Raw genomic sequence first — 25,525 nt, forward strand, 5'->3', positions numbered from 1 at the left:
AAGCTGCCTAAGCTGGATTTGGTGTCACATGCTGACGAATTTGCTCAGCGACCAATTCAGCATTATTATCTAATACTACTACATGCTGCGGTAAGGCTTCTAAGCCATCGGTATGCGCAGGACGCGCAATTTCTATCTCTCCAACCGCCTCAAAGATAGTATCAGCAAATTTCACCGGTAATGCTGTTTCGGCACAAACAATCACTTCACCTTCGCGCTGTAATTCTTTAGCAACTTTAATACCGTCAGCCGTGTGCGGATCAACTAGCTCACCATGCTGCTCATAAAGTACCTTAATAGTTTGTAGGCGGTCGCTATGGGTGGACTTGCCCGCAGCAAAGCCATAACGGGTATTGACCACCTTCATCAAGTCAGACAAATCAAACCCTTGGCCAGATTTCACCCCTTCAAATAATTCACTGACACGGGCACTGTCTTTGTCGAGTAGTAGATAGACAAAGCGCTCAAAGTTGGAAGCTTTAGAGATGTCCATCGACGGACTTGAGGTGACGTAAGTTTTATCAGTCGGACGCGGCTGATAGGCCCCTTGATTAAAGAAATCGTTAAGCACATCGTTTTCATTGGTCGCAACGATTAGACGCTCGATTGGCAATCCCATTTCGCGAGCGATATGACCGGCACAGATATTGCCAAAGTTACCTGATGGCACGCTAAAGCTGACTTTTTCATCGTTGCTTGTAGTAACGGCAAAATAGGCTTTAAAGTAATAAACGATTTGCGCTAATATCCGCCCCCAGTTGATAGAGTTGACGGTTCCGAGGTTATAAGCGGCTTTAAATTCAGCATCCTGCTGTAGCGCTTTAACAATATCTTGGCAATCATCAAACATACCATCAATGGCGATATTATGGATATTAGCATCGGTTAAGCTATACATTTGCGCGCGCTGGAATTCGCTCATTTTGCCATGCGGTGACAGCATAAAGACTTCGATATTGTCTTTACCGCGCAGGGCATATTCTGCCGCACTACCTGTATCGCCACTGGTGGCGCCAATGATGGTAATACGTGCGTCTTTTCTTTTAAGCACATATTCAAAAGCATTACCCAAAAACTGCATGGCAACGTCTTTAAACGCCAACGTCGGACCGTTCGATAATCCTAAAATATATAAATTGCCTTCAAGCTTACGGACAGGAACAATCTCATCAGAACCAAATATCTCAGCGGTATAAGTACGCTCAATGATATCTTGTAAATCAGCCACAGGAATATCAGTAGCAAAGCGCTGCATAATCGCCAGCGCCAACTGTGGATAGCTAAGCGAGCGCCACTCGGTAAGCGTCGCATTATCAATATTTGGATACTGCTCAGGCAGCATCAAACCGCCGTCAGGCGCAAGCCCCATCAATAACACATCACTAAAATCCATCGGCGCTGTCTGACCACGGGTACTGATATATTTCATTAGATTGTCCTGTCTACAATGAGATGATTAATTAAAACAGTTTATTCAGCAGTTTTTTGCAGCAAGGCATAATAAAAACCGTCGCCGCTCTCGCTATCAATCGGCAAGCACTGGCGACCAATCGCTTGTTCTATACCCCAACTGCAATTGTCGCTAAATTTAATGGCTTCTACATTACTATAGTGAGTCATAAAATCCTGCATTTGCTCGACGTTTTCTTGCTTTAAGATAGAGCAGGTGACATATAGCAGATAACCACCCGCTTTTAGCTGTGGCCACAGGTTATGCAAAATATCCGCTTGTAAGAGTGCCGTTTGCTCAACGTCTTCTTCGGTACGCAAGATACTGATATCAGGATGACGACGGATTACGCCAGTCGCCGTACAAGGAGAATCTAATAATATAGCATCAAAGACAAGTTTGCTCTTTTTCTTACCAGCCCCTTGCCATGTGGTCGCATCAGCACAGACGATATTTAGCGCTATATTCTTCTCAGCCTGCTCTAAATCTTGCTGATTTAAGTTTAGGCGCTGTAAATTAGTATGAATACGCTCGATACGCAGCGCTTCGTTATCGATAGCCGTCAGCTTCACTCTTGAAGCCATAGAAACAGATTCGTCGTTTTGTTTCACGTGAAACAATGATGAATCGTTATTAGAGCTTATAAGCTCTAACCAATGCGCCAATTTACCGCCAGGTGCCGCACAAGCATCTAGGATATGTAGTTCATTATTGTTGCTACTATCTGAATCAGCATTGGACTTATCAGCGCTTACCTTATTCATCAAAGCTTTATGGATAATCGGTGCTGCAAGCTGAGCGTGCATATCTTGTACGCTGAGCGCCCCTTCAGCAAAATGCGGCAAGGCGCTAACAGCGGTGCTTTGCTGTAGTCGCAACCCTTTAGTAGATAGCGTGGTGTTTAAAGCGGTATCTGACGAGTTCGCTAATTTAAAACCAGTCGTTAGCTCAACCACATCCGCCTCAATCTCTGCCCCATCAAGTATTTTCTGATAATCCTCTACTGAGCTAACCGCCGAATTGACTCGCAAAAACATCGGTGCTGCGTGGCGCAAACCTTGCATCAGCTCGTCATACTCATCCTTCCAGTCCTGCTTAAGCTGATAAGCAAGCCAGTTCGGCAGACTGTGCTTTTTATCACATTTTTTACGAAACTTGCTAGGATTCTTAGCGACTTTACGCAAGATAGCGTTAATCAAACCTGTTGCATGGGCAAAATCAATCTCTTTTGCCGCCTCAACCGTTTCATGAATCGCTGCGTGGTCCGCCACTTCTAAATACAGCAATTGCGCTAAACCCACTTGAATAGTAGTCCGAACCTCAACCTCATCGATAGGATTGTCCGCTAGCGTATCGAGCAAACGTGCCAGCGCGTACCACTGGCGCAGTGTCGTCAGTAGTAAGGCATGGGCAAAGCTTTTATCGCCGTCGTGCAGACTGTTGAGTAACGGGTCAAGGACGCTGGCAAGTGATTGACCATTTTGAATGGCCACTAAAGTGCGAATCACCCGGACACGGACGCTACCATTCATAATAAGGTTGCTTGACGGTTTGAGCTTATTATTTCTTGGTGCAGTGCTGGTTTGTCTCATTAAATTGAATTTCCTTGACGTCTGATCGACAGCGTCTGATAAAAGTTAGATTGCTTGTTATTAAATACATTAAGCATAAGTAAGTTACTTTACTTCTGCCATAAACTGATCGCCATCGTTTAATTGATTACCATGGCAAATTTGCTCAGCGCTCATCGGCTTACCACCTGCAAATTGTAAGTGAGTAATCGCCAAAGTCGTCGCTGAGTATTCTTTGCTTTGGGGTTCGCTAATAGTGTCTCTGCCGCAAGCGACCAGTATGGCTTTTCGCCCAACACTGATAACAGTGCCCGCAGGCTTAACGGTTTGCTGTGATGGGTTTACAGGCAGACTGGCCAAAATTTTGACGCGGTGCCCTGCTAAAAAGGTGTAGGCGCCAGGCCAAGGAGTCAACCCACGAATCTGGCGTTCAATCTGTGTAGCAGACTGCGTCCAGTCGATTTCGCCTTCGGTTTTAACCAATTTTTCCGCATAATTGGCTTGGCTGTCATCTTGAGCAACAGCTTGTGCTTGGTAATGCGCCAAGTCTTTTAATACGGTAGTAATAGCCGCCGCGCCAAGTGCTGCCATTTTATCATGCAAGCTGGCGGCCGTATCATCAGCTTCGATAGGTGCGCTGATCTTGTAAAGCATATCACCCGTATCCAAGCCTTTATCCATCTGCATAACGGTAATGCCAGTCTCGCTATCACCCGCTAGTAACGCCCGATGAATCGGGGCGGCACCGCGCCAACGCGGCAACAGCGAAGCATGAATATTAAGACAACCATAAGTCGGCGTGGTTAAGACGCCAATCGGTAAAATAAGCCCATAAGCCGCGACAATCATCACATCAGGCTGATAGCTACGCAGCGTCTGCCGTGCTGCCATGCCTTCGGTGCTGGATTTTTTAAAGGTAGCAGGCTGTTCAACCACAATGTCATTGGCCAAAGCGACTTGTTTGACCGCCGACGCCGCCAGTTTTTGTCCGCGGCCAGCTTTACGGTCGGGCTGGGTATAAACGGCAACGATATCTATATTCAGCGCTTCTTGCTGCTCGATAAGCGCCTCAAGACTAACCGCTGCAAACTCTGGTGTGCCAGCAAATACCACTCGCAGCGGTTTAGCAGCCGGCGGCACTTTGATAGCAACGTTTTGCTGAGATTGAGTGGCGTTAATAGATAAATCAGATTGTGCAGCAGATGTGGTCATAGTCAGGCAGTATTTATGGTTAATTTGCCTATTATAGGTGAGTTTGTAGCGTTGTGCCATGATTGTAATAGCAGCAATCAAGCGCTATTAATCAGGCGTTTTATCTTTATAATAGTTATTAAGCGTAGTTTTGACTTCATATTAAGACATACCGACTTACCGCCGATTTAGGGTCCTGCTTTTATGCAACAATTTAAATCTCTACAACGACTGCTGATTTTTTATACACTGACATTATTAGCGATGTTGGCAGTGTATTACGGCACCATGTTTTATGAGATGAGGCAGCATAATGAGCAGCACAGTATCCAAAGCTTTTATAATTTACAGCACGAGATAACCCAGCTCTCAAACCCTACAAACTTAGCAATTAAAAAGATATTACAAAAGCCTTTTTTAAAGGATATGAGCTATCAGCTGATTTTTATGATGCCTTCTGGGCAAACGTATATTCACCGACGTACCCGCCCAAATGAGCGGGAATTTACTGGCATTACCTTTCCTAACGTCATTACTTCCGTACCTTCTCCTAACAATCATCATAGTGCCTATGAGCTAAATAATCGTAATTTGGTCGGCACCATTGAACTGGAAAGTGGTCATAAGGTGTACCTGATACTGCGGCATGAACCGCTTGATATCAATTGGATGTCGTATCGCTATTGGTTGCCATTGATGACAGCCATCTTACTATTTGCTATGGCCTTACTCTATACTCTAAAGCGGCGTGCCAACTGGGAACAACTGCTCATTTATACCGATGAGTTAAGTAGCCATGCTAAGGATGGCTATGTCACACCGCCGTTTATCGAAAAGAAAACCACAGATGAATTTTTGCGTTTGGGTCACGCGCTTAGCCGTATCAGTTATCAGTTGCATAATAGTCATCGCCGTATTACTACCTTAAAGCATCGTTTAGAGCGATTGGTTGATCATGCGCCCTTGCCAATGCTGATGATTATGAGACACGGTCAAATCAGCTTTTTTAATCAACGCTTTGAGCAGGTATTTGACATTATCTTTCACAGCGATAGCAACTATCAACTGGCCGATTTTTTCTTTACTAAAGACGAATCAACCCAAGCCCTGCTACAAAAACTGACAGATTTGCGGCTCACGCGCACGCTACTGGTTTATGGTTTGCACAATAAAAAAGCTTATCAGTTGCATATCACGCCGTGGTTTGGCGAACACGGGCAGGTGCATGGTTTTACCGTTTTACTCAATAACATCCATGAGCTTGTCGAACAAACGGCGCATTTGGAAAAGCAAAACCGTCAACTACAACGTCAGCTTGATGAGTTTGAAGCACTTAAATCGACGATGGGACATCATTTACGCCTGCCGTTAGAAGCCATGATTGACACGTTAGAGCCTATCAATCCCGATAATCTGAGCGCTAAGCAACATCAAATCGTTACGACTTTGACTCAAACCAGCCATTCTATGCTGACGATGCTAAACGATATGTTAGATATAGGAGAGATAGAGGTTCGTACATCCCGTCTATCTATTGAAGCGGTGGATATTTATAAGCTTGGTCAACAAGTTAGTCAATCGATGGTAGAAAGCTTGAGGCAGCAAGGACTTGAGCTCTTGTATTTTTTTGCGCCTGACAGCCCGCGCTGTATCGTTACCGACTATAGGCGCTTGCGGCAAATCCTACGTAATCTATTAGATAACGCCATTAAATTTACCAATTCTGGCTATGTGTCACTTACCATCGACGCGGTGACCAATGCGGACATAGCTGATATCAAAAGTACCAGTATAGGCGAGGTAGATAAAGAGCACATATCTAATAACAGCCATGATACGAATCACGGCAATCTAGATAAATCAAACACTACCATTCATCCATCGCACGACTGGATTCGGTTTAGTATAAAAGACAGCGGCACAGGGATCGATATCGCAAAGCAGCACCAACTGCTGACGTATTTTAATGAAAGCAACAGTCAAAACAGTGTTCACATCAAAAACCGCCCTATTAACTACGCGCACAAAAACAGCGCCATAAAAGGGCTCGGATTAAATGACGTTAATAGCTTCGCTAAACTATTAGGCGGTTTTATTGAGATGAAAAGCACGCTTAATAAAGGCAGTACTTTTAACCTGTATTTGCCTTGTAGGCGACCAGCCTATCAGCCTATTTACCACTCTAATTCGCAATTGACTTATATTCACCTTATTGCCGTCATTAAACAACCGCTGCGAGCCAAGCATTTACGCGATTTGTGCGCTTATTTATCTATCCCAGCGACTATTTCTACTTCTATAGATAGAGTGGTGCTTGAGCAAATAAATAATAAATTGGCGCAAGATGCACAAAGACTTGCACCTATTTTGCTCTTAGATTACGAGTATTATGAAGACATTACGCTCGCGTTATCACCTCAAATAAACATTGATCATAAAAATATAGACGCTGAAAATAAATTGGAGAAATTAGCAAATAAAACACGTATAGATATCGATAAACAGCAGGCTCTAAATAGCTTACTGTCTAATACTGCGCTGCCAAAAATATTGGTCAGTATGAAAGCTGAACGCCGCATTCCCTCTATGTTATTGGATCAATGTGACGGTTTTTTAAACAAACCACTCGATGTGGCATTATTACTCTCTGAATTACTGCGATTAACTCTACCCGTTAGACAAACACTGTTACCGCAAACAACTAGCCAAGAAAACAATCAGCAAAGCAGTAGCCCGTTAGGCGCAGATGACGCCGCTCATGAAACGTTAGCGCCACTGATTTTAGTGGTAGAAGACAGCCCAACCAATCAAAAAATAGCTTGTAAGATATTAGAAAAAATCGGTTATCGCAGTATCGTGGCAGAAGATGGGCAGCAGGCGTTAGAAAGATTGCAAGCGCAGCGTCAGGAGATTGCGCTTATTTTGATGGACTGCCGGATGCCTGTGATGGATGGACTGCAAGCGACCCAAGCGATTCGCGCGCAAGGCGATGATATTCCAATCGTTGCGCTAACAGCAAATAATAGCGAAGAAGATAAAATCGCCTGTTTACAAGTGGGCATGGATGAGTTTTTGGCTAAGCCTATTAATAAACAAAAGCTAAAAACTGTTTTGCAAACGCTGATTAAAAACCAATAAGCGTTTGCACAATCTGTCTTTTATAACAGCTTGGTTATGATTTTGGCTATTTAATTCTTATTTCATAAAACCATTCTCAGCTAAAAACGCCTCAGTAATCGTACTTTGTGGGCTGCTAGCATGGGCAGTATCTGCTTGCGATTTGTTTAGTAAACGCTCTAAATAGCGCGCCACAATATCGACCTCAACATTAACTTTACTACCTACCAGCCAATGCTGGGCAATATTGGTGACTTGCGCGGTATGCGGAATGATATTGAGTGAAACGATATTATCGCGGACTAAATTGGTGGTGAGACTGATACCATCAAGGGTAATAGAGCCTTTGGTCGCCGTATAATGTGCCAACTCGTGCGGTATCTCAATTTCAATATAAAGTGAGCGCGCATCCTTTTGCAATTTACTAACCACGCCTACCCCATCAACGTGACCGGCAACGATATGCCCACCAAAACGGGTGGTTGGTAGCATGGCTTTTTCTAAGTTCACCGTATAACCGGGCTTTAAATCTGCCAGCGCTGTACGAGCGATTGTTTCACGTGAAACATCGACAGAGTAATAATTGCTACCAAACTCCACTACCGTTAAGCAAATGCCATTTGAAGCAATAGAATCCCCCAATTTCACATCGCTAAAATCTAAGCCATCAGATTCGATGGCCAAGCGGATATCACCGCCCGTTGGCTGCATGGACTTTACTTTGCCAATGCTTTCTATAATTCCAGTAAACATATTAACCTCTTGGTATTTTTTATTGCCGTTAAAGGCAGCATATATTATTTGAGCCTATTATTTCATTCAAAATCAATAACGATAATCGCTATTAATATTTAAGCTATTTATAGCGCTTACTGTAAAATTAGCGTTAATAAAAAGACGCAGGGGATAAACTGTGGATAACTAGCGTTGATTTAAGAAGTAGTAGTATGAGAGTCTTGGTTTCTAAAGAGTTATCCACAATAAGTCTGTTTTTTAATAATTATTTACTACACTTAAATTATACATGTAAGTTATTGATTATAAATGACTTATAGCTTTAAAATATTATTAAAAATTACTGATAAGTTTCATGTGAAACAAAGTTATACACAGTTTCATGTGAAACCTCGATAAAACTACTTTATTTATCCACGTATAGTGTATACAGGTTTAATCTTGTGGATAAAATATTGAAAGACAAGGCATTTATAACGCCGACTATAAAGGTAATAAGGTAAGCTTAAGATCAGAACCAAGCTGCTCATGACCGTGGATATCAAAACGTAGCTGCTGCGCTAACGATAATGGATTGACAGCAACCATAGGACGCGCCTCACTCCCTAATAAGCACGGTGCTTGATAAACAATGAGCTCATCCACCAGTTGCTGTTGTAAAAAGCTCCCTGCAACGTTTGCGCCCGCCTCTATTAAGACGTCATAACAGTGATGTTCACTCACTAAGTTCTTTAATAACTCAATTAAACTTTCTTCACGCCAATAAAGAGTTTTTGGACTCTGGCATAGCTGATAGTCAGACTGTAAATCGTATTCTAATCGCCCTCGTCTATCGAGTATCACTATTTTAGGCGATGGCACATGTTCAGGATTAATACCTAGCTGACTAGAGCGTACATTTAACTGCGGATTATCAATGATGACCGTTTCACTGCCTGTGATAATAGCGCCGCTTTGCGCACGCAGTTTCTGTACATCTTCGCGCGCTGCTGTACCCGTGATCCACTTTGACTCACCGGATGCCATCGCCGTACGGCCATCAAGACTGGTAGCAATCTTAAGACTAACATAAGGCATTTGGCTACGCATCGCCTTTAAAAAACCCTTATTTAAAGCTTCTGCTTGCGCGGTTAGCACGCCGACGGTAACAGCAATGCCTGCTTGTTCTAAAAGTTTCACACCGCGACCAGCCACCTGTGGATTGGGGTCGAGACCGGCAATGACAACACGCTCCACTCCAGCTTTGATAAGACCCAAGGCACAAGGCGGTGTACGTCCGGTATGACTACAAGGCTCTAAAGTCACATAGGCGGTCGCACCGATCGCGCGCGTGCCCGCATCTTTTAAGGCGAATACCTCAGCATGCGGCTGCCCTGCTTTCGGATGAAAGCCTTGGCCGACTACTTCATCTGCTTGCACAATCACACAGCCGACCGCTGGATTGGGACGCGTGGTATACAGACCATGCTTCGCCTGCTCAACGGCGAGCATCATAAAATAGCGGTCTTTGGCGTCTTGAGAATAATTTGAGTTCGACATAAAGGCGTACTTAATAAAGGGTAGGAAACGTTTTATAATCATTCAATAAGTTAAGCAATTTTAAATTACAAAGATTGCTAAGGATTAAATTGGCTTTACCAAGATATTGATACTTACATCAGCCTATTTTTCATTTGGGCGAATATTGGCAATTTCTTGATGAAAAGCGTCGATATCTTGAAAATCACGATAGACACTGGCAAAACGTACATAAGCGACATCATCGAGCGTTTTAAGCTCACTCATAATAATCTCACCCAAAACCTTACTGCTTACCTCGCGCTCACCCATTTGGCGTACGCGCTTTTCGATACGACTAATCATCGCTTCTTGCTCATCAATAGTAATTGGGCGCTTCTGTAAGGGCAATAAAATCGAGCGGCGCAATTTATCATTGTCATAAGGCTCAATTTTGCCACTTGATTTGATAATACGCGGCATCACTACTTCTACCACTTCAAAGGTCGTAAAGCGTTCCTGACAGCTATTACATGAGCGGCGGCGCCGTACTTGCGCGCCATCAGCTGCTAGCCGTGAGTCGATAACTTTGGTATCTGACGCATTACAATATGGGCAATGCATACGCTTTTCCTTAGGTTAATAGTGAGGGCGAATATAATTATTGATAAAACTAAATTTTCTAAAAAATGATAATTTTACTATGCAGATAAAGAAGCAGACTTTTACTCGTTATTTACCAATACAAAAGCTACCAAAGATTTTTCCTAATAAATCATCAGCGCTAAATTCACCCGTAATTTCTCCCAAACTTTGCTGCGCTTGGCGTAGGCTTTCTGCCACTAACTCACCTGCTTTAAACACCGTCAGCTGCTCATGTGCTTCTACTAACGAATCAGCGGTACGTCTTAGCGCGTCCAAATGACGTGTACGGGCGATTAAGCTATTTTCTGGCGGATGAAAACCTACTTTAGCACATAAGGTTTCAATCAAATCATCAATTCCTGTGCCTGTTTCACATGAAACATTGACCTGCTCATAGCCACGATTTTTTATTTCTGCTTGTGAAGTGGCGATTCTTTCTTTACTGCTGTTATCGTTTAATAAATCGCTTTTATTGGCAATAATCAGTAAGCGCTTGGCTTCTGGCAACTCGCCAAATAGCTGTTCAGCCAGTTGTAATGGCGTGCTATCGCTTGCAAGGTCACGAGTCACGTCATAAACCATCAGCAGCATATCAGCCTGCGTAATCGCCTTACGCGCACGCTCAATACCGATACGCTCGACCGTATCTTCAGTCTCGCGCAGACCTGCAGTATCGGTTAAATGCAAGGTTAAGCCGTTAAGCACGACGGTTTCTTGCAGGGTATCGCGTGTTGTCCCAGCGACATCGGTCACGATAGCACGCTCTTGCCCTGCCAAACGATTCAACAAGCTTGATTTACCCGCATTTGGTCTGCCAGCAAGCACTACATGAATACCGTCGCGTAATAGCTGACCTTGCTTGGCGGTCGCTAGCACTTGCTGTATTTTGGATTGGGTTTGTTCAAGCTTATCTTGAATAACGCCATCAGATAAGAAATCAACGTCTTCTTCATCAGGGAAATCAATCGCCGCTTCGACGTGCAAGCGCAGATGAATCAATTGCTCAAGTAGCTGATTAATTTTTTGTGAAAACTCACCACTAAGTGAGCGAATCGCACTACTGGCAGCGGCGGCGCTGGTAGCATCAATCGCATCAGCAATGGCTTCTGCTTGTACCAAATCCAATTTGTCATTATCAAAAGCACGGTAAGAAAACTCTCCTGCGCCCGCTTGTTTTGCGCCCAATTCAAACACGCGTGCTAGCAGCTGATTTTGTAAAATCATGCCGCCGTGACCTTGTAGCTCAATCACATCTTCGCCAGTAAACGAGTGCGGACCTTTAAAGTACAGCACCAAACCTTCATCAATGGTCGTGCCATCAGCCTGATAGAAACGGCAAAAACTGGCCATACGCGGCGTGAAAGTCGACTTACCAGTAAGCTGACAAGCGATATCGTAAGCACGCGCGCCTGACAGACGAATAACCCCGACGCCACCACGCCCAAGCGGTGTAGCAATCGCCGCAATGGTCGGAAGGCCAGATATATTAGAATTTTTAGGTGATTCATCCAAATTATCGGCGGCTAGTGCCATCTTTAAAGAATCCACAATCACTCTCAATAAGCAAAAACCCCATTATAGACGGCTTAGCAGGCACTGACAAAGCAAACTTCAACGAGTAGATTATTAAAATCCTAAAGTATGGTTATATAGCTATTTTCCTTGTTTATTAACATAAGAAAAGCATTCTCTTTCATACATAAAAAAACCACCGCCGTAGCGATGGTTTTTTAGACTTGAACTTTATTTAATCCAGAACTTTGACGGTACGACGTTTTTGTTCTTCTTCAACCTTGCGGTTGATGATGTACTGCTGGGTCATACTAAATAAGTTGTTCACCGTCCAGTATAGCACCAAACCTGCGGGGAAGAACAGCATAAACGCAGTGAAGATAATCGGTAAAAACTTCATCACTTTAGCTTGCATTGGATCAGCGGGCTGCGGATTTAGTTGCTGCTGGATAAACATCGACGCACCCATTAAGAGCGGTAAAATGAACCATGGATCCATCGCTGATAAATCTTGAATCCACAGTATCCAAGGCGCATGACGCAGCTCAACACTTTCAACCAATACCCAATATAAGGCCAAGAAAATCGGCATTTGCATCAGAATAGGTAAACAACCCGCCATCGGATTGACTTTCTCTTCTTTATAAATTGCCATCATTTCTTGCGACATTTTCATGCGATCGTCGCCGTGTTCTTCTTTTAATGCCGCCAGTCTTGGGGCGATAGCCCGCATTTTCGCCATTGAGTAGTAGCTTTTATTAGATACCCACATCAAGGCGATTTTAACCAACAGCGTCAATAGAATAATTGACCAGCCCCAGTTGCCGATAACTTTATGAATACCATCCAAAATCGCAAATAATATTTTTGATATTGGCCACAGCAATCCATAATCGACGGTCTGATTCAGACCTACTGCCACTTCTTTTAGCTCAGACTGTACTTTTGGACCAGCATAGAGAGTTGCTTTTAAGGTAATTTGCTTGTTTGGTGCCACATTAACAGGTTGACTGTTAAAACCAATAAAGTAATCATTGCCCGTTTCACGGCTAAAGAACTTACCCGTAAAGTTTTCAGGCGTCCAAGCAGAAACGAAGTAATGCTGAACGATACCAACCCAACCTTCATCACTGGTCGTAGTCAACTCACCATCGTTAAATTTACCAAATTTTAACTTATTATAAGGATCTTCAGGTGTGCCCCAAGCGCCGCCCAAATACGTCGCCATGCTTAGCGCGCCTTTATCAGACATGCCGGGGTCTTTACTATCGTCACGCTTTAACTGCGCAAACATCTGTCCTTGCCAAGGATTGGCAGAAGCGTTTTGAATTTGATAGCTGATATCAATCGGATATTTATCTTGGGTGAAAGTAAAGGTCTTAGTAACCGTCACGCCATCTTTTTGATAGGTAAGTGGTACTGATAACGTTTGCTGACCTTTCTCCATCACATAATTATTGGCAGCGTGGCTATATTTGGCGCGACCTTCGGCGGTATCAATACCGTTTGGACCGATAAGACCAGACTGCGCCACATAAACGCGACCGCTATTATTTTCTAACAACACAAAAGGTTTTTCGCTATTGAGTGTGGCATCATATTGCTTTAACGCCGCATAAACGATATCCCCGCCTTCTGGATTGATTTTAATGTCATAGCGATCGGTTGTGACCGTGATTAGACCCGTATTGGTCGCAGGTGCCTCTGCCACAGCGCCCGCATCAACTGGTAGCGTTTGTGCTGGAATGTCACCTGCTGCGCCAGTGGTAGCAGGAATATCAGCACCTACCGATGTTGACGTTTCTGGTACCGCGTCTACAGCTGGTGCATCGGCATAATCATCTCGCCATGCTAAAATCAGCAGATAAGCGGTGATTAGCATCGCAATGATGATCATCACCCGAAATATCTTTTGCATAAACCTTTCCTAGATTAAAAATTAGGGAATGAAAAATCAGGCATGTGTCATGACCACCACACAGTATCAAACCCTTTCCTTAGCAGTCATACCAGCAGTCAATCACATAAAATGTTCATCATTTTACTAAAAAACCGCTCTAAATGATACAAGCGTGTGGATAACTTGTGGGTAACCTGAAAGATATCCACAACTGCTTAGTCGATAATAAAGTTTATATCGACTTCATTAGATAATTTAGGCGAGCCACATAGCTCTTAGTATCTTTATAAACATACCAGCTTTGCGATTTATCATAAGCTGGTGTCGTCGTAGGCGATATATATTGATAATGATAAGAAGACAAAGGGAGTGGCACAAAATCGATGCCATGTCCGCCTAACGGATGACAGCTACTGATACGTTTTAATAATAGCCAACTACCCGACCAAACCCCATGCCATGCTAAAGCTTGTTTACCATAATTTGAGCAAGTTGGATAATAACGACAGCGCGCAGGTAAAATAGGGCTTATTATTCTTTGATAGAAAACAATAAAATAATAAAATATTTTATAAAAAAAATTATTTATAACTTTTAATAAGTAATTCATTTTATTTTTTTTCTATTTTTTTAAAGATATTATTAATTTCATTTATTATTTCTTTATTATTTAATTGCTTCATAGACTTTTTAACAATAAATACAATATCTTTGTTTTCTAAGTGACTTGCCTTTATACGAAACTGCTCACGAACATGGCGTTTGATTAAATTTCGTGTGACAGCCGTCGGTACTTTACGTTTGGTAATGGCCATACCGACTCGAGGCTGTTCACAATGATTGCTACGTACAAATGCCATTAAATGACTCTGATGCAGCTTGCGCTCAGGCGCGTCAAATACCTCGCGAAAGGACGAAGGCGTGAGCAGGCGCTGCGCTTTGGTAAAGCGAGCGTTAGGGGGCGCTGAAACGGTATTGGGCATAATACAACCTAATATAAGAGCTAATAACACTAGCAGAGATAATAGCGTAGAAAGAATAACAAAGTATAGAGACAAAAAAAGCGCCGATGTGGGCGCTTTTAATATATGGCTAAGTGACAGTTGTGATGCTTGACGATCGCAATCTATAAAATAATAGAAACACAACAAGCACTATCGGCCATGCTTATCGCAATCTACTGATTAATTATACAGTAAGGCGATGACGTCCTTTAGCGCGGCGACGAGCTAAGACTTGGCGGCCTTTTTTGGTTGCCATACGTGCACGGAAACCGTGAGTACGTTTACGCTTGATCACGCTTGGTTGGAATGTACGTTTCATAACTCACCTATCAAAATAATGGACTAAATTCGTAATAGCGGAGGATTATACCACCGCATAGTATTTTGGTCAATGAACTAATTTGCTCTGTTTTTATACAGATGATTTTACAACAGAGTGAGTTTTCTTATATTTATCCGTAATGAGATATTTACAGCTAAGAGATTTAGTTAAATAAACTCATATCAGTAGACCCAAATCATCTTTTAGAAAAACTATTTTGATAATCAATTTTTAAAACTTATCCACAGTTTGTGCCGAACTCTATAATAATTAACTATTAATATATATAAGTATTGTTGTTATTGGGGATCGTATTATCTGAGGTTAACTTGTTTTTTTACTTTTTTATCAATACGATAGGCTATGGGTAAGGTTGTGGATAACCTGTGGGTGAAATATGGATAACTCATGATATATACTTATCCACAAAACTATCCACAGTCTTATCCACAAAAAACGAGGTATTATCCACAGGCTGTTTGTGTTAGATTAGCGCCCTACTAGATGTATGATTTTAAGTTATGTGACCATAAGATATCTTTGTTAAGAAAAGAGGCTTTTTGGGGCTTAAAGTTGTTAGATTTACACTATAAAAACGACGTTCTTTTGACCGATTACCTTGGACTATGGGGTTAGTATTTTTCATGATTGATACAGCAACTATTTGGGATAAATGCCTAAACGACTTACGTTATCATGTTAAAGATAATGTCTTTACGATGTGGTTGAGACCGTTATCTGCTCATCAAGAAGCCAATAGCTTGATTATTCTTGCTCCTAATGATTACTTTGTAACCTATATCAAAAAGAATCATTTACACGACATCGAGCAGTTGGTTGCTAAACATAGCCAAGGTAGTATTGAAGCCGTTATTGTACGTGTTGATAATGCTGGCCGTGAGATGGTTGATAGTAATCTGGCCCAGTCAGGCTCATTGTTTGAAGAAGACCAGCCCTCCCCTCCCCCTGCTGATTACAACTTTCAAAGCACGCATAATGATATTGCTAGAGCGGATATCGATGCCAATATGCGTCATGCAGAACTGATTGAGTCTGCCGATGCCAAATCATTAAGCTATCTGAATCCTGACTTCACCTTTGAAACCTTTGTCACTGGTAAGTCTAATAACTTAGCTTATAAGGCCTGTTACGAGCTTGGAAAACGCCAATCAAAAAATCGTCACAATCCTTTATTTATATACGGACCTTCTGGTTTGGGAAAAACGCATTTAATGCATTCTGTAGCGCATCGCTATTTAAAAAATAATCTAACTTTCTACTATTTCACTTCCGAAAAATTTATTAATCAATTAGTTTATTCATTAAGAAATAATAAAATAGAAGATTTTAAAAAGAAAATAAAAAAAGTAGATTTATTAATTGTAGATGATATTCATGTATTAGCTGGTAAAACAAAAAGTAGTAATGAGTTTTTAACCTTATTTGCAGATTTTACCAGCGGTGATAAGCAACTGATTCTGGCATCAGATCGTCATCCATCACAAATGACGGAGTTTGACGAGCGTTTCAGGTCGCGCTTTTCTTGGGGTTTGACGGTTGCAGTAGATCCACCTGAGATTGACACTCGAGTACAAATTTTACAAAGAAAGGCGGCATCGTACGGCATGAGCCTGCCTAAAGAGTGTGCCCTATTCATCGCTCAAAACGTGGTTTCTAATGTCAGGCGATTAGAAGGTGCACTAAACCAAGTGTTTGCCAATGCCAACTTGACGGGAGCGCCCATTACACTTGAGATGGTGCAATACGCCCTAAAAGATATCGTTGCGATGCGTGTGCAAGCGGTAAATATGGATAATATTCGTAAAGTGGTCGCCGAATACTACGATGTAAGCGTAAAAGATATCATGGGTCGTAAACGTACGCGCAGCATTGCTAGACCACGACAAATAGCGATGGCGTTATCACGCGAATTAACCAGTGATAGCTTTCCTGAGATTGGTCAGTCATTTGGTGGACGCGACCACACGACAGTGATGCATGCTTGTGATAAGGTCAATGAGCTACGCGCCGCTGACCCCGCGTTTGATAAGGATTACAAAACGCTTGCCTTGATGTTGCAAGCGGGTTAGAAGCTTATGGCGTCATAATGTTGTCACGAGTCGATATGATTTATAATATTTTAATGATTAGCGGACAGACGCTGTATGGATTATCATCAGTAGACAAGGTATTATTAAGCCATTATTTTAAAACCCTATGATTTAAAAACGTATAAAAATTCTTTTAATAAGAGCAACTAATAAACAAGAGTAACTAAGCATGCAATTATCGATTAATCGAGAGTCGTTACTAAAAGCCATTAACTTGATTGCCAAGGCCGCCGATAAGCGCCACAACATGGTTATCTTGGGCAATATTAAGCTGCAATTGTCTGAGGGGGCGCTTATTTTAACTGCTTCTGACTTAGAAGTAGAGCTGACATCGACATTAAAATTGCCTGCTGGTGCCTGTATCGAAGCAGGTACCACCACATTACCTGCCACAAAGCTCAGAGACATCTGTAAATCATTGCCGTCGCAAGCGCAGGTCAATCTGACCACTCAAGAAAATGAGCGTTGCCTGCTGACCAGTGGTAAAAGTCGTTTTACTTTAGGCACATTACCAAGCGAAGACTATCCAAGTCTTGGTAATCCTGAAAATATCACACCTTTGACTATCAGTCGTAGTCGTTTGACCGACTTAATTCATAAAACCCAATTTGCAATGGCTATCCAAGATGTTCGTTACTATTTGACTGGTATGCTATTTGATGTGTCACAGCAGCAACTGACTACGGTTGCGACTGACGGCCATAGATTGGCGTTAGCGCGTAGTGCTATTGATGTCAGTAGCGACTTAAGTATGCAAGCGATTTTGCCGCGTAAAGCGGTGATTGAGCTTGAGCGTTTGGCTTCTGAGCTTGGCAAGATGCTGGGCGACAAAGATAACGCTGTGACATTGAGTTTTGGCCGTGAATTCTTACAAGTAAGCTTACCCTTTGGTGATGTGGATAGTACAGGGCAGGTGAGTGATGATTTAATGGTGACCTTTACCGCGCGTCTTATCGATGGTAAATTCCCGGATTATCGCCGTGTCATGCCAAGTAATACAGATAAATTGGCACTATTTAACCAAGAAAAAATGACTGATGTGCTGCGCCGTGTGGCAATTTTAAGTAATGAGAAATCTCGCGGTGTGGTGTTTAATTTTGCCAGTGATGGCATGGTAGAAGTTCGTGCTAATAATGCTGAGCAAGACGAGGCAGTCGAGATGATACAAGCAAAGTACCAAGGCGAGCCGATGGAGTTGTCATTTAATGCGGCGTATCTACAAGACGTTTTGGGCGTGATTCAAGGTGATTTGCAAATGCATATGAGCCAATCCAATGCCTCGGTATTGGTCAATCAGCTCAATGATGACTTTCATCAGTATGTTATTATGCCTATGCGTATATAACTTGGTGACCTTATGAAAAATAACAGTAATAAACTTTTGCTTACTAAATAGTGGGCGTAATATAGGCGGCTGTCACCCTTATGATTGAACGTCTACAAATTTCACACCTGCGTAATCTAACCCAGATCAGTTTAAATACTGCTGCTTGCAACGTTATTATCGGTGCAAATGGCAGTGGCAAAACCTCGTTACTTGAAGCGATATTCTTGCTTTCAAGAGGTAAAAGCTTCCGCCATCATCAGCCTAAACGCTATATTCAGCACCATCAAAATGCGGCAACGGTACACGCTAAGCTCAATGATGGCAGTACCTTAGCTATTCAAAAACAAGCGGATGCAACGACGGTTCTACGGCTGAATCAAACCACAGTTTATAACCAAAGCATTTTAACAGAGCAACTACCCACATTACTAATAGATCCGTCATCGATGGATATGTTAGAGCAGGGCAGTGCCAGTCGCCGGCAGCTATTAGATTGGCTAGTGTTTCACATGAAACAGGGTTTTCATCCGCAATGGGTCGCTTATCAGCGTTTGCTAAAACAGCGCAATAGTTTGCTAAAAAAGAGCCGTCACTTAACGCCAGTGCAGCTTACTGAGTTAAAATCATGGGACAAAGGGCTTGCTAGTCATGCGGCTCTTATTCATCATTATCGTGAGCGAGTCTTTAGCGATTGGCAGCCTTACTTTGCGAAGAGTATCACGCAGTTATTGCCTACCTACGCTGAGCAACTAAGTTTAAGCTATAACGCTGGCTACGACACCAATATCCCGCTAGATATCCAGCTTAACGAGCGTTTGGAGCAGGATTTGCAGCTGGGTTATACACGGATAGGTAATCACCGCGCCGATATTCATGTGCATTGGCGCTCTAGTGATTTATCAGAGCCTGCTAACAACGAGGCAGACAGCAGTGCAATCGCAGCACCGACAACTATAGAAAAAGCAGACACTGCGGCCAAACTACCGACTATAAAAGAACAGGCCGCTAACGTTCTCTCTCGCGGCGAGAAAAAACTGTTAATTACCGCTCTACGTTTATCACAATTACCGTTATTGCTTAATGATGAAAAGAACGCAATTGTTATAGAGAAAGGGAGTAATAGTGCGACTTTGCCAAATGACCATAACAAAGCGCGAGCTACGCCAATAGTGCTACTAGACGATATTACCGCTGAACTTGATGCTAGGGCGATAGAGATTCTGTTGTCGACATTGGCGCAGCTGCCATGTCAGGTATTTATGACCAGCTTAACCGAAGATATCTTACCGTTGGTGCATGAGTATTGGTCAGAACCTAACGTGTTTCACGTGAAACAAGGAAGCCTAATACGTTTATAAAAAACGCTTTTATAAACTGGTTTTGATGGTGAATATCAGCTAAGTTTGGGCTTCATTTTTATCAACCACACTTCATATTTTCCGAAAAATTTCATTGTTATGCTTGTGGGTGTAGTAGAAAAGTGATCTTGCTAAAATACTTGCTTGATACCGAGAAAACTGTCAGTAAACAGTGACTTAGCGCCAGAAAAATGTTAAAATAGAGCTTTATTTTTGCCCTGTTTTCAGCAAGTTATCTTATAAATTTTTATCAGTATTGTTTAAGGGTTTTTTGATAATATTCAGCTTCTAAGTGCTTGATAGATATATGCTTATTTCTAAGCTGTTTTAATGAAACGTAAAAGAAATGACAGCGTATATTAAAAACAGTCTTTGAGAAATTGGCTGTATTTAAGTCCACTTTTTTATTACTGTTTTATCTTCTTTTAGGCGACTTCTGATAAAACTTTTGCTAACTCTATAACTACATATTTTGACCATGAAACGTTAAATTTAAGATAACGTCGTCGAGCGTTGCCATTGTGGTGAGCAGATGACATATAGCTGATAATGGCTAGATTAAGGAATACACATGAGTGATTCATTACCTACCGACCACGAACAATTGATGAGCGACAGCGCTGTAGAGATTACTGCGCCTGCTGCAGCCCCTGAAGGAATGCCCTCTGATTATAGCTCCAAAGATATTCGTGTATTGCGCGGACTAGAAGCGGTGCGCGTACGTCCGGGTATGTATATTGGTGATACCGATGATGGTACCGGCTTGCATCATATGGTCTTTGAGGTGGTGGATAATTCTATCGATGAGGCGCTGGCTGGTCATTGCGACCAAATTGATATCATTATCCATGAAGACGAGTCGGTCAGTGTCATGGATAACGGTCGCGGCGTCCCTGTGGATATCCATCCAGAAGAGGGCGTATCGGCAGCACAGGTTATTATGACCGTACTGCATGCTGGCGGTAAATTTGATGACAACAGCTATAAAGTATCGGGCGGCCTACACGGCGTCGGTGTTTCAGTTGTAAACGCCTTGTCTAAAAAGCTTGAGATGAATATTTGGCGCGAAGGCTATCATTATCATCAAACCTATACCGATGGCGTTCCTGATGCCGATATTCAGCAGATGGAGGCGACCGATAAAACCGGTACGCAAATCCGTTTTTATCCAAGTAACGATGTCTTTACTGGTACCATTTTTGAGTACGATATTTTAGCCAAACGCTTACGTGAGTTATCATTTTTAAACTCTGGCGTGCGCATTGTCCTAACCGATGAGCGCATCGATAAGCGTCATGAGTTTGAGCACAAGGGCGGCTTGTCAGAATTTGTCAGCTACATCAATGCGGGCAAAGACGGTATCAATGAAGTCTTTCATTTCACCAGCGAGCAAGACGATGGCATCAGTGTCGAAGTGGCGCTACAGTGGACGGACACCTATAACGAAAAAGTATTGTGTTTTACCAATAATATCCCACAGCGTGATGGTGGGACGCATTTATCTGGCTTCCGCTCAGCTTTGACGCGCGGTCTTAACAGCTATATGGATCGCGAAAACTTATTCAAAAAAGAGAAAATCGTCGCCACGGGTGATGATGCGCGTGAAGGTTTGACAGCGATTGTCTCGGTAAAAGTACCTGATCCTAAGTTTTCCAGTCAGACCAAAGATAAGCTGGTGTCGAGCGAAGTGAAATCTGCCGTTGAATCGGCCATGCATGATAAGTTTAACGACTATTTGCTTGAAAACCCAAGTGCCGGTAAAGCAATTGCCAATAAGATTATCGATGCGGCGCGTGCGCGTGATGCGGCGCGTAAAGCTCGCGAGATGACCCGCCGTAAAACCACGCTAGATATCGCAGGTTTACCGGGTAAATTGGCAGATTGCCAAGAAAAAGATCCGGCATTATCAGAGCTTTATATTGTGGAAGGGGATTCTGCTGGTGGTTCAGCTAAGCAAGGTCGTAGCCGTAAGACCCAAGCAATTTTGCCCCTAAAAGGTAAGATTCTTAACGTTGAGCGTGCTCGTTTTGACAAAATGCTGTCATCTGCTGAAGTCGGTAACTTGATTACCGCGCTTGGTTGCGGCATTGGCCCGGATGAATATAATCCGGACAAAGTACGCTATCATAAAATCATCATCATGACCGATGCGGACGTCGATGGTTCGCATATTCGTACGCTGCTGTTGACCTTTTTCTTCCGTCAAACGCCAGAATTGATTGAGCGCGGTTATATTTATATCGCCCAGCCACCACTTTATAAAGTAAAAAAAGGTCGTCAAGAGCTGTATTTAAAAGACGATGAAGCCTTAAAAGCGTATTTATTATCCTCGACAATCGATAATACTAAGTTGCATATCAGTGCTGATGCGCCGGCTATTACTGGTCAAGCGCTTGAGACCTTGCTCAATGACTATAACCAAACCCAGCTTATCAAAGCGCGTTTGCAGATTCGTTATCCTGCAGTATTATTGGATGCATTGACGCATACGCCGAAGCTTAGCACCGATATGACTTATGATAAGTCAGTAATGGAAGCGTGGAAAGCGTCATTACAAACACAGCTTGAGCACTTTGGTAGTGATTTAAATCCTGAGATTGAACTGGTCAATATCCATGCGCCGCAACCAAAGAATATGGATGCTGCCGCTGCTGATTTATTGGGTATGACCGCAGTGGTAGAACTTGATGAAAGTGAAACATCTGCTGATGACAGTGATTCTTTATCTGCCAAAGCTCAATGGTTACCGCGTATCACTGTTTATGTGCATCAATTGGCGCATCATTATTTGTTAGATGCCAGCTTTATCAATTCAGGTGAGTATACCAAGCTGCTGCGCTTATCCGCTGAATGGAATACCTTGCTTGCAGAAGATGCCTTTATCCGCCGTGAAGCAAGCGCAGGTACGACCAAAGATATCCCAGTACGCGATTTTGATTATCTCTGGCAACAAATGATGCTTGAGGCGCGTCGTGGTTTGGCGATTCAGCGTTATAAAGGGCTGGGCGAGATGAACGCTGATCAGCTTTGGGATACCACCATGGATCCTGAAAACCGCCGTATGTTACGCGTGACAATTGAAGATGCGATTGCCGCTGACCATATGTTTACCTGCCTAATGGGTGACCATGTCGAGCCACGTCGTATTTTCATTGAAGAGAATGCGCTGACCGTGTCTAATTTGGATATTTAGCTTTTAAGCTTTTAGTTTATAGACCTTGAAGTTATAGTTTTGAAGTTTGAATATAATTGTTTATTGGTATAAAGTCATCTTGCTCGCAAGGTGGCTTTTTTCATGTGAAATATTATCAATAAAATAGTGAAGGGAATACTATGCTAAACGCAGAACAAAAGAAGTATTTGTCACAACTATCAAAAAAGACCTTAATTGATTTTGTCTCTGAGGTGTATGGTATAGATAAAATGCTCGATAAAAAAATTGAGCGTCTGCTATTACAATCAGATAAACCTAAACTTATAAAAAAGTTAACCACTACACTAAAAGGACTTAGAAGACGAAGGAAGTTTGTAGATTACTGGGAATCTAGTGAATTTGCTACTGAGCTTCAGCACTTAGCCAGCGATATAATGAGCCTTTATCCTGAGCAACCAAAAGAGTGCTTGACGTTACTTGAGTTATTTATAGAGTCTACTAATGCTAGCCTAGAACGTGCTGATGATTCCAACGGTTATATCGGTGATATTTATAGGAGTTTGACGTCATTTTGGCTAGCAGTGGCTAGCACTTGCTATGAGCAAGAAAAGCGAGACATACCTGTTGATGAGCGCGATATACTCAGTCAAGCTTGGATAAAGAAAGTAAAAGTGCTGGCTGACGATAATGATTATGGTACCAAAGATAGTTTATTAGAAAATATTGATCAACTGTTATCTGAGACTGAGATACGTGGATTGATCGGTGATTATCAACAAGAGCGTGAGAATATCCAAACAAAAAAAGCAATTAAAGATACGCTCAATGAAAGGCAAAACAGCCCTTTAAGTGATGATGCTTTTTCAATTAACTATGAAAAAATGGTAATTGAGATCGCCATAAAAAACCTAACAAGGGCGCTAGGTGATGTGGGTTTTTTTGAAACCATATTCTTTGAGATGCAAGAGACTAGACCGGTTCATCCTCGAAGATTAGAAGAGTTGCTAACATTTCTGCTAAATCAAAGAGCTTTTGATAAGGCATTACACTACTTAAATGAAGAGTGGCAAAGCGATGGTCTGTTAGATAAGATCAGACGTTTGGATTGGCTGAGTCACATATATCACATGCAAAAAGATACCGACGCGCTCATGGAGGTGCTAGGCGAGGCGTTTGAGCTACAATCAACCCCTTCGCGGTTAAAAGCTATCATGGCTGTGGCCAGTCCTGCTCAGCAATCTAAGTGGCGAAAAAGAGCTTATGAGCTGGCAGAACAACAAGAAAATGTATTTATGGCCACATCGCTACTGCTAGAAATAGGAGAGATTGAGCTTGCTAATGAGGTTGCAGTTGCCCGTCATTCCCAGTTTGCTGATGTGCATTACACAGATCTCACAAGCATGTTAAAAGATTTGCCAACTAAGACAGATTTACTTCAAGTTATTATTTACCGCACTTTACTTAACGATATTCTAGACAGCTCTCGCAGCAAAGCTTATGGTCACGCCGCTCGCTACTTCGATCGTCTAACCAAACTTGATACGGTTATTAGTAAATCGTCTAAGCCTTACAGTGAACTTGCGACCCATAAAGAATATGTCATTACCCTTAAAGACAAGCATGGTAAAAAGCGTAGTTTTTGGGAAAAGGTAAACGATTAGATTGATATAGTGTTTCACGTGAAACTTATGGCAATAAGCAGAAATAAGCGAAGAATAAAATGATTGAAGTTATATTACTTGCTATTGCTCTTGCGATGGATGCGTTTGCTGTTGCGATTGGGTTAGGAGCTAAATCACAAAAACAACATCATCGTTATGTGTTGCATTTGGCAATTTATGCGGGCTTGTATTTTGGCATTGCGCAGGGCGTGATGCCGTTGATCGGTTATTTATTGGGCGCCGCTTTATTAGGCTGGTTGGCTGCGGCTGCACCTTGGATTGGTGGCTTTATCCTTATCGGTCTTGGCGGAAAAATGCTTTATGAAGTGTTTTTTGGAGATGGAGAAGAGGTTGTAGATAAAGCCCTGCATATAAATAGTGAGACAGTTTCTGTAAATGACAACCTAAAGAAAAATATCAATCATCGCACCATGTTTACCCTTGCTATTGCCACCAGTATTGATGCGATGGCAGCTGGTTTTACGCTTAATTTGTTGGCGCTTAATGCGTGGTTAGCGTGTTTCATTATCGCTATTATCACGGCTATTTTTAGCGTTTTTGGTGTTTATTTGGGTAAGAAATCAGGGACGTATCTTGAAGATAAGGCGGAAGCGCTTGGTGGGCTAGTACTTATACTCATTGGCTTAAAAGTAATGTTTTTTAGCTAGTTTATTAACCTTAACCCCAGTTCGGGATAAGGGCTCAAAAAAAAGATAAAAAAAGAAGTCCGAAGTTGTTAAAGTGAGTTTACCAAGACCACTTAAGCAAAAAGGACTTCTTACATGGACAACCTAACCGAACTATACTGCCATATTGACGACTTTTATCAGCAATTCAAACCTGAGTTTGACGCTCACTTAATCGCAACGGGCCGTCAACGGCTAAGAGCATGCAAGATAAGTGTATCAGAGATGATGACCATCTTGGTACTGTTTCATCAACTGCGGTATCGACAGTTTAAGTCTTTTTA

18 protein-coding genes and 1 pseudogene are annotated in these 25,525 nt (G+C 42.4%); 8 read left to right on the top strand and 11 right to left on the bottom strand.

Annotation, left to right across the window (positions count from 1 at the left end):
- Positions 1-7: 7 nt before the first annotated feature.
- The 3 genes from thrC to fmt all read right to left on the bottom strand — a co-directional run bounded on the left by thrC (position 8) and on the right by fmt (position 4,233).
- Positions 8-1,429, bottom strand: a complete 1,422-nt coding sequence (gene thrC, locus A7325_RS04455; RefSeq protein WP_068405029.1) for a threonine synthase — start codon at positions 1,427-1,429, stop codon at positions 8-10.
- A 41-nt stretch (positions 1,430-1,470) separates the two neighbouring features.
- On the bottom strand, positions 1,471-3,042 hold the full coding sequence (locus A7325_RS04460) for a transcription antitermination factor NusB (protein WP_068405030.1): 1,572 nt from the start codon (positions 3,040-3,042) through the stop codon (positions 1,471-1,473).
- A gap of 84 nt (positions 3,043-3,126) precedes the next feature.
- On the bottom strand, positions 3,127-4,233 hold the full coding sequence (gene fmt / locus A7325_RS04465) for a methionyl-tRNA formyltransferase (RefSeq protein ID WP_068405031.1): 1,107 nt from the start codon (positions 4,231-4,233) through the stop codon (positions 3,127-3,129).
- 183 nt (positions 4,234-4,416) lie between these two features.
- Between fmt and A7325_RS04470 the strand changes: the two genes are divergently transcribed.
- A complete protein-coding gene (locus A7325_RS04470) occupies positions 4,417-7,350 on the top strand; it encodes a response regulator (RefSeq protein ID WP_068405033.1) in 2,934 nt (977 codons plus the stop codon).
- Positions 7,351-7,407: 57 nt separating this feature from the next.
- On the opposite strand, the gene A7325_RS04475 is transcribed toward A7325_RS04470, so the two are convergent.
- The 8 genes from A7325_RS04475 to rpmH form a co-directional block, all read right to left on the bottom strand.
- Positions 7,408-8,082, bottom strand: coding sequence for a riboflavin synthase (locus A7325_RS04475; RefSeq protein ID WP_068405037.1), 675 nt, complete (start codon positions 8,080-8,082; stop codon positions 7,408-7,410).
- A gap of 465 nt (positions 8,083-8,547) precedes the next feature.
- Entirely contained in the window at positions 8,548-9,603 is a 1,056-nt protein-coding gene (gene ribD / locus A7325_RS04480) for a bifunctional diaminohydroxyphosphoribosylaminopyrimidine deaminase/5-amino-6-(5-phosphoribosylamino)uracil reductase RibD (protein WP_068405039.1), read from the bottom strand.
- 123 nt (positions 9,604-9,726) lie between these two features.
- A complete protein-coding gene (gene nrdR / locus A7325_RS04485; protein WP_068405041.1) occupies positions 9,727-10,185 on the bottom strand; it encodes a transcriptional regulator NrdR in 459 nt (152 codons plus the stop codon).
- A gap of 108 nt (positions 10,186-10,293) precedes the next feature.
- Positions 10,294-11,739: a tRNA uridine-5-carboxymethylaminomethyl(34) synthesis GTPase MnmE gene (gene mnmE, locus A7325_RS04490; protein WP_068405042.1), complete on the bottom strand. Its 1,446-nt coding sequence runs from the start codon at positions 11,737-11,739 to the stop codon at positions 10,294-10,296.
- 214 nt (positions 11,740-11,953) lie between these two features.
- Complete coding sequence (yidC, locus tag A7325_RS04495) at positions 11,954-13,636, bottom strand: membrane protein insertase YidC (protein WP_068405044.1); 1,683 nt, start codon at positions 13,634-13,636, stop codon at positions 11,954-11,956.
- Positions 13,637-13,850: 214 nt separating this feature from the next.
- Complete coding sequence (yidD, locus tag A7325_RS04500) at positions 13,851-14,228, bottom strand: membrane protein insertion efficiency factor YidD (protein WP_082894288.1); 378 nt, start codon at positions 14,226-14,228, stop codon at positions 13,851-13,853.
- A gap of 1 nt (position 14,229) precedes the next feature.
- Positions 14,230-14,601, bottom strand: a complete 372-nt coding sequence (rnpA, locus tag A7325_RS04505) for a ribonuclease P protein component (RefSeq protein WP_068405046.1) — start codon at positions 14,599-14,601, stop codon at positions 14,230-14,232.
- A 205-nt stretch (positions 14,602-14,806) separates the two neighbouring features.
- Positions 14,807-14,941, bottom strand: coding sequence for a 50S ribosomal protein L34 (gene rpmH / locus A7325_RS04510; RefSeq protein ID WP_007394757.1), 135 nt, complete (start codon positions 14,939-14,941; stop codon positions 14,807-14,809).
- Between the two features lie 647 nt (positions 14,942-15,588).
- Here rpmH and dnaA point away from each other — a divergent pair.
- From dnaA to A7325_RS04545, 7 genes and pseudogenes are all read left to right on the top strand, one after another.
- Complete coding sequence (gene dnaA / locus A7325_RS04515; protein ID WP_068405048.1) at positions 15,589-17,034, top strand: chromosomal replication initiator protein DnaA; 1,446 nt, start codon at positions 15,589-15,591, stop codon at positions 17,032-17,034.
- A gap of 190 nt (positions 17,035-17,224) precedes the next feature.
- Positions 17,225-18,400, top strand: a complete 1,176-nt coding sequence (dnaN, locus tag A7325_RS04520; protein WP_068405050.1) for a DNA polymerase III subunit beta — start codon at positions 17,225-17,227, stop codon at positions 18,398-18,400.
- 80 nt (positions 18,401-18,480) lie between these two features.
- Entirely contained in the window at positions 18,481-19,740 is a 1,260-nt protein-coding gene (recF, locus tag A7325_RS04525) for a DNA replication/repair protein RecF (protein ID WP_068405052.1), read from the top strand.
- A 658-nt stretch (positions 19,741-20,398) separates the two neighbouring features.
- On the top strand, positions 20,399-22,933 hold the full coding sequence (gene gyrB, locus A7325_RS04530) for a DNA topoisomerase (ATP-hydrolyzing) subunit B (RefSeq protein WP_068405063.1): 2,535 nt from the start codon (positions 20,399-20,401) through the stop codon (positions 22,931-22,933).
- Positions 22,934-23,073: 140 nt separating this feature from the next.
- Positions 23,074-24,555, top strand: coding sequence for a DUF6880 family protein (locus A7325_RS04535; protein WP_068405054.1), 1,482 nt, complete (start codon positions 23,074-23,076; stop codon positions 24,553-24,555).
- Positions 24,556-24,614: 59 nt separating this feature from the next.
- Positions 24,615-25,223, top strand: coding sequence for a manganese efflux pump MntP family protein (locus A7325_RS04540; protein ID WP_068405055.1), 609 nt, complete (start codon positions 24,615-24,617; stop codon positions 25,221-25,223).
- 114 nt (positions 25,224-25,337) lie between these two features.
- Positions 25,338-25,525 (top strand): annotated as a pseudogene (locus A7325_RS04545) (IS982 family transposase); the annotation flags it as partial.

The sequence above is a fragment of the Psychrobacter sp. SHUES1 genome (assembly GCF_001652315.1).
GTDB lineage: Bacteria > Pseudomonadota > Gammaproteobacteria > Pseudomonadales > Moraxellaceae > Psychrobacter > Psychrobacter faecalis.

What these genes read in the sequence shown, in the direction of transcription:
- nrdR (WP_068405041.1), bottom strand. Translation starts at nt 10,185, where the DNA reads ATGCATTGCCCATATTGTAATGCGTCAGATACCAAAGTTATCGACTCA.
- A7325_RS04460 (WP_068405030.1), bottom strand. Translation starts at nt 3,042, where the DNA reads ATGAGACAAACCAGCACTGCACCAAGAAATAATAAGCTCAAACCGTCA.
- A7325_RS04535 (WP_068405054.1), top strand. Translation starts at nt 23,074, where the DNA reads ATGCTAAACGCAGAACAAAAGAAGTATTTGTCACAACTATCAAAAAAG.
- yidC (WP_068405044.1), bottom strand. Translation starts at nt 13,636, where the DNA reads ATGCAAAAGATATTTCGGGTGATGATCATCATTGCGATGCTAATCACC.
- ribD (WP_068405039.1), bottom strand. Translation starts at nt 9,603, where the DNA reads ATGTCGAACTCAAATTATTCTCAAGACGCCAAAGACCGCTATTTTATG.
- rnpA (WP_068405046.1), bottom strand. Translation starts at nt 14,601, where the DNA reads ATGCCCAATACCGTTTCAGCGCCCCCTAACGCTCGCTTTACCAAAGCG.
- recF (WP_068405052.1), top strand. Translation starts at nt 18,481, where the DNA reads ATGATTGAACGTCTACAAATTTCACACCTGCGTAATCTAACCCAGATC.
- A7325_RS04475 (WP_068405037.1), bottom strand. Translation starts at nt 8,082, where the DNA reads ATGTTTACTGGAATTATAGAAAGCATTGGCAAAGTAAAGTCCATGCAG.
- dnaN (WP_068405050.1), top strand. Translation starts at nt 17,225, where the DNA reads ATGCAATTATCGATTAATCGAGAGTCGTTACTAAAAGCCATTAACTTG.
- A7325_RS04540 (WP_068405055.1), top strand. Translation starts at nt 24,615, where the DNA reads ATGATTGAAGTTATATTACTTGCTATTGCTCTTGCGATGGATGCGTTT.
- fmt (WP_068405031.1), bottom strand. Translation starts at nt 4,233, where the DNA reads ATGACCACATCTGCTGCACAATCTGATTTATCTATTAACGCCACTCAA.
- mnmE (WP_068405042.1), bottom strand. Translation starts at nt 11,739, where the DNA reads ATGGCACTAGCCGCCGATAATTTGGATGAATCACCTAAAAATTCTAAT.
- thrC (WP_068405029.1), bottom strand. Translation starts at nt 1,429, where the DNA reads ATGAAATATATCAGTACCCGTGGTCAGACAGCGCCGATGGATTTTAGT.
- rpmH (WP_007394757.1), bottom strand. Translation starts at nt 14,941, where the DNA reads ATGAAACGTACATTCCAACCAAGCGTGATCAAGCGTAAACGTACTCAC.
- A7325_RS04470 (WP_068405033.1), top strand. Translation starts at nt 4,417, where the DNA reads ATGCAACAATTTAAATCTCTACAACGACTGCTGATTTTTTATACACTG.
- dnaA (WP_068405048.1), top strand. Translation starts at nt 15,589, where the DNA reads ATGATTGATACAGCAACTATTTGGGATAAATGCCTAAACGACTTACGT.
- yidD (WP_082894288.1), bottom strand. Translation starts at nt 14,228, where the DNA reads ATGAATTACTTATTAAAAGTTATAAATAATTTTTTTTATAAAATATTT.
- gyrB (WP_068405063.1), top strand. Translation starts at nt 20,399, where the DNA reads ATGCCCTCTGATTATAGCTCCAAAGATATTCGTGTATTGCGCGGACTA.